The 4,429-nt window shown below is 67.4% G+C and carries 4 protein-coding genes; all 4 read right to left on the reverse strand.

The annotated features are described in order from the left end of the window. On the reverse strand, nt 1-1,620 hold a 1,620-nt coding region (locus ELR45_RS09085; RefSeq protein WP_205856286.1), incomplete at its 3' end, for a M64 family metallopeptidase. Between the two features lie 314 nt (nt 1,621-1,934). Further along, nucleotides 1,935-3,185: an alpha/beta fold hydrolase gene (locus tag ELR45_RS09090; protein ID WP_240759358.1), complete on the reverse strand. Its 1,251-nt coding sequence runs from the start codon at nt 3,183-3,185 to the stop codon at nt 1,935-1,937. 81 nt (nt 3,186-3,266) lie between these two features. After that, nucleotides 3,267-3,689, reverse strand: a complete 423-nt coding sequence (locus ELR45_RS09095) for a cellulose synthase (protein WP_129665297.1) — start codon at nt 3,687-3,689, stop codon at nt 3,267-3,269. A 146-nt stretch (nt 3,690-3,835) separates the two neighbouring features. Next, nucleotides 3,836-4,429, reverse strand: a 594-nt coding sequence (locus ELR45_RS09100) for a tRNA pseudouridine synthase A (protein ID WP_420813850.1), incomplete at its 5' end; no start/stop codon positions are given.

Below are 4,429 nucleotides of genomic sequence, written 5' to 3' on the forward strand. Positions count from 1 at the left end.
ATCGGCGGGATCACTCACCGTCGCGGTGAGCTCGTATGTCCCTTCCTCCAGTTCCAGCGCACCCAGATCCAGGTTGCGGGCAGTGCCGGGAGTCGAGATCTCCTGGCCGTCCAGCTCCCACACGACGTCCAGCACACGGTCCTGTGGGTGCGTCGTGACGGCGTAGATCACCTCGTCACCTGCGACGGGTCTGTCGTCCGGCGACCACGAGGTGAACTCGACAGGCGTCGAAGCATCCGGCTCAGTCAGCTCAGAGCCGAGGGTCCATTCCCTGGTCTGGACGTATCGCGGCCCGTTGTACCCGGAGTCGGTGGCGCTGCTCCCGGTCGACGGGTTGCGGACCCAGTCGATGCCGTCCGGCCCGACGGGGTCGCGGACCTCGGCATGGACGACGGTCCCGGGGTCGAGATCCATCTCCGCGAGGTCGAGGTAGCGGCTGTCGCCGGTCTGCACGACGTCTCCGTCCTGGCCGCCGACCCGCCATTCCACATCGACCTCGTGGTACTTCGGCTGCATGGTCTCGACCCACAGCACTCCGTCGCGGTTCACCTCGCCTTCAGGCGTGTGCCTCAGGTTCATCTCGGCCGCTAGCCGCTGGCCCGAAATCCGCCCGACCATGTGCTCACGCCCGACCTGGTCGAAGTAGAAGCCGATCCACCGCATCATCGAGTGCTCGCTGGGCCGCCAGACGTTCGACCCTCTGTAGAGCCCGCTCTCGTAACCGTGGAAGCCGGCAGCCGCGATGACTCCGCCGGACTCGCTCTCCTCGCCCAGCCAGCGCCACCACTTGGCGTCGTTCTCGGTCACATCCTCCGCGGACATCCGGGTGTGGTGGAACGAGTCCGGCTCGCTGTCCTCGTGCGGCGGTCCGGGCTCGGGCCGGCTGGAGTACGGGTACTCGTCCTGCATCGTGCCGAGCGAATGGCCCAGCTCGTGCAACGAGATGAGCGGACCCTGCGGGCTCCCACCGGAGGTCGTCGCGTGGAAACCGCCGATCCCGCCATAGGTGAACGTGTTGAAGATCGCCAGCGTCTGCAGGTTGTCGGCGTCCGCGGGGACACCGAGCTCCGGGGCGACGTAGTCCTCCAGGTACATCGTCCGCTGCTCATCACCGGTGGCTGTGCCTTCCGGCAGCGCTGTGCCGGGACCGCCCGGGCCCTCGTCGCCGCCGACGGTGTTGTTGTAGACCGTGCCCCGGGACAGCGGGTCCACGCATCCGTTCGAATAGATCAGGCGCAGCGGGGTGAGCTTGTCCGGGTCTGCCCCGCCTTCCTCGTCCGGGTCACACCGCACGCCCGACTCGCCGGAGATGATCTCCAACAGGTACACGTTGATGTAGTGGCGGTACGTCCGGAACGGTTCGACACTCCACTGAACCGCCTGGTTCCGGTCGACGTCCTCTCGGCACGTGTCCATCTCATCGTGCTGGTAACCGTCGCACATGATGATCAGGTTGAGACGCTCGTCGGCCGGCCCCGTCTCCTGAAGCGGGACCAGCCGAGCCGATCCTGCCTCTGGCCATTCGGGCGATTCCTCCTGTGCCTGACCGGTTGTTGGAACGGCCACCATCAACCCTGCGGCGACGACCGCCGGGGCCAGGGAAGCGACTACTCGTCTCATCCGGGCTCACCTCACCGTGCCGGGGCATCGGCAGCCGTCCACTGGTCGCACGGGACACCGCCGCCATGAAATGCCATGGTGATCGGGAACGCTACTTGCCGGGGTGTCGGGCGGGCACCAGTCATCTGACGGAACTTCGCTGCCCCGTCTCCGTCCACCGTCGAAGGAGCTGGATCCGGCACGCCTCGAAACCCACCCACGTCCGCGGGTCGTCACGCGACCTTCCGCTGACCGAAGCGTTCCAGGTTCGCTAGCGGGCTGTCCCAGCTCCATCGCGGAGGCAGGACGCTCATCATCCCGAGCGTCCTGCTCCGCTAGAGCTCGCCGCGCGCCATCCGGATGAGCCGATCGAGCACGTAGTCGGTCTCACGCAGGCCGTCGTGCTCGTAGGCGTTGGTCTTCCAGACCCGCAGCCCGCGGATCGCGTGCGCGGTCCGCTCCGAGAACGTCGCCTCGACGTACATATCCTCCGTGTAAAGCGCGGCCGCCACCGGCACTTCGTTGCGCCCGAGCGCCTCACGGTCATAGAGCATCGGCCAGTCGGACCGTTCAGCCAGCAGGTGAGCGGCGTCCCGGAACGGGCGCAGCACCGGGTCGTCGTCGAACATCCAGGGGTAGATCATCTCCCCCGTGAAGAGCAACGGCGACGCATCCGGATCGAACTCATCCGGCCGCATCCGGTGCGCGGCCCAGCGGGTCGCCTTGCCCTGGGCGTAACAGAGCTCGTGAACGACGGCGAACAGCGGGGCGCGGCTGAGCGACAGCTGCTCCTGGACGCCGTGCAGGAAGGTGTCGGACAGCTCCGGACCGTCAGGGCCGTCGATGAACGCCTCTTCCAGCAGGTAATGGATAGGCGGCACACCGCTGCGAGCGCCGAAGGCCAGACCGAGAGCCTGCAACCGCCGGACCGAGAGCGGGGACCCGTCGGGCAGCCGAACCTCGTCCGCACGTAGATGATCCGCAATGGCTTCCAGCCGGGCGCGATCTTCCGGGAAGGCCGCATGGAAGGCCTCGTTCTTCTGTCTCACCCGCTCGTACGTCAGCTCGTACACGTCTTCGGCCGACGCGTCGATCGGTGCCAGTCCGCCGGTGAGGTACACCCCGGCCAGCCCGCCGGGTGCGAAAGACAGGTACGTCAGCGCGCAGTATCCGCCGAACGACTGGCCCAGGACACTCCACTGCCCGTCGCCCAGCAGCGCCCGCCGAACCAGCTCGGCATCGGCGACGATCGAGTCGGCCCGGAAATGAGCCAGGTACTCCGCCTGTTCCTCCGGCGTACCGCGCCGCAGGATCGTCCGATGAGTCACGGGCGTAGAGCGGCCGGTCCCGCGCTGATCAAGCAGCAGCACCCGGAAGTCTTTGACAGCTCGGCCTATCCAACCGGTGGCGCTCGCCGGCCGTGGGCTCTTGCCGCCCGGGCCTCCCTGCAAGAAGACCAGCCATGGAAGATTGTCGTCATCGACCTTGTCCGCGGCGACGACTTCGCGCGCGTAGATCCTGATGGTCTCGCCACCGGGCGCGGCGTGGTCCAGTGGGACGTCGAACCAATGGTCGCGTAGAGCCAATCCGCCCAGGCGGACAGTTCCGTCCGCGGCCGCAGGTATCACCGTCGACCGTCGGCGTTCTGCCGGAGGATGCCGTACGTGCTAGTCGATTCCATGCTTACGCAGGATAGCTTCGATGTCGTCGAAGTCGTCGTCGCCCCCTGCCGAAGCCTTGTCCTTGTCCTTACCCTTCCGCTTGGGCGCGGGTTCGACGGCCGGCTTCTCCTTCGAGCTGTCGACCTCCTTGGTCTTCTTCGGCTTGTCCGACGGACCCTCGAGCTTCTGCCCGACGACGAACAACACCCCCGCGAGCGAGAGAAGCCCCACGCCGACCCATGCCAGCGGATTGAAGACCAGCTGCGTCACGAACCTGACCAGGCCGACGGCGGACGAGCCCACCAGCAGAAGGCCGAACGCGGCCATCTGCATCGACGCCGCGGCACCCTTGGTCCGGAGCTCTCGGATCGCGAGGCCGACCATGCCGGTCCCCAGAACCGCTACCAGAATCGAGATCAGAGTGCCCATACATCCAGGCTACGCATAAACACCTCGGAATGCCTCAGGGCATTCCCCGACTTTTCGCATCCGGGTCTGTGGTCGCCCAGGTGGGTGGGCTGGGGCTGTGGTCGATTTGCAGGCCGAAGACCGAAGTACGCACCACCTCGCAGGGCTCATTCGGTTGGGAGAATTCGCAGGCGGCGAGCGCGGCGAGCCCGGTCGGCAAGCTCCGAATCGGGCGGGTAGCCGACGGCTTCGAGTGTCAGCCCGTGAGCCGGCGCGACAGTCACCGCGGGTTCGCGCACACGGCGTGCGAGTACAGTCGCAGGCCAGTCGATCGGCCGCCGCCCGTCACCGACCTGCAGCAACGCACCGACCATCGCTCGCACCTGGTTGTGACAGAACGCGTCCGCTTCGATAGTCGCGCAAGCGATCCCGTCCAGGTTGCGCTCCCACGACACGGTGCGCAGCTCCCGGATGGTCGTCGCGCCTTCCCGGGCGCGACAGTACGCCGCGAAATCGTGCTCCCCGAGCAGACCCACGGCGGCGGCATTCATCGCGGCCAGGTCCAGCGGCCGGTGGTGCCGCAGAACGTACGCACGCATCAACGGGTCAGCGCCGTACGGTGCGTCCGAGACGCGGTACACGTAGCGCCGCCAGATCGCCGAGAACCGCGCATCGAACCCTTCCGGTGCCGGCGCCACCGAGGTGACCCGCACGTCCGGCGGCAGGATGGCCGCGAGCCGGCGCAGCGCTGCTGCCTCTGG

The organism is Phytoactinopolyspora endophytica (assembly GCF_004138495.1).
Lineage (GTDB): Bacteria > Actinomycetota > Actinomycetes > Jiangellales > Jiangellaceae > Phytoactinopolyspora > Phytoactinopolyspora endophytica.

What these genes read in the sequence shown, in the direction of transcription:
- ELR45_RS09095 (WP_129665297.1), bottom strand. Translation starts at nt 3,689, where the DNA reads ATGGGCACTCTGATCTCGATTCTGGTAGCGGTTCTGGGGACCGGCATG.